This window comes from Streptomyces sp. AC627_RSS907, assembly GCF_019049165.1.
The window spans coordinates 1-689 of the sequence record NZ_JAGMUE010001354.1; the positions used below are offsets into that span (position 1 = coordinate 1).

2 protein-coding genes are annotated in these 689 nt (G+C 73.1%); both read left to right on the forward strand.

Annotation, left to right across the window (positions count from 1 at the left end):
- Positions 1-166: inositol monophosphatase family protein (locus tag KUM32_RS41885; RefSeq protein WP_302185273.1), on the forward strand; the 166-nt coding region annotated here is incomplete at its 5' end.
- A gap of 195 nt (positions 167-361) precedes the next feature.
- A partial coding sequence (locus tag KUM32_RS41890) for a cyclic nucleotide-binding/CBS domain-containing protein (protein ID WP_217146849.1) occupies positions 362-689 on the forward strand: 328 nt, incomplete at its 3' end.

The following is a 689-nucleotide window of genomic DNA, read 5'->3' on the forward strand; positions in this document are numbered from 1 at the left end:
CGCCGAGCCGGAGCTGTCCCTGTGGGACATGGCCGCCAACGCGGTCATCGTGCAGGAGGCGGGCGGCCGGTTCACCGGTCTCGACGGCAAGCCCGGCCCGCACAGCGGCGACGCCGCCGCCTCCAACAGCCTGCTCCACGACGAACTCCTCAAGCACCTCCAGTAACCCCCGCGCGCCACCCGCTCCTCGCGGGCGCCTCCCCCGCGCCCGCCCGAGCGCTCCATGTGCTCCCGCCCGATCCCTTGTCGCGCCCGCCGCCTCATGTGAACATGAGAATCCGCCCGCTTGTGCGCTTGTGAAGCTTTTCTCGTCGCACCCTCCCGTGCCCTCGGCCGAGCGGGCCCCTCAGGAGGTGGCTCCATGCCCACGCTCGTCCGCGACGCCATGACCACGGTGGTCCTCACCATCGGCCCCGCCCACACCCTCCGTCAGGCCGCCCAGTTGATGGCGGCCCGCCGCGTCGGCGCCGCCGTCGTGCTCGACACCGACACCAGCGGGCTCGGCATCCTCACCGAGCGCGACATCCTCGTCTCGGTCGGCGCCGGCCAGGACCCCGACCGCGAGACCGCCCACGCGCACACCACGACCGACGTGGTCTTCGCCGCCCCCGGCTGGACCCTGACCGAGGCCGCCCAGGCCATGACGCACGGCGGCTTCCGCCATCTGATCGTGCTCGACGAGCGTGCAC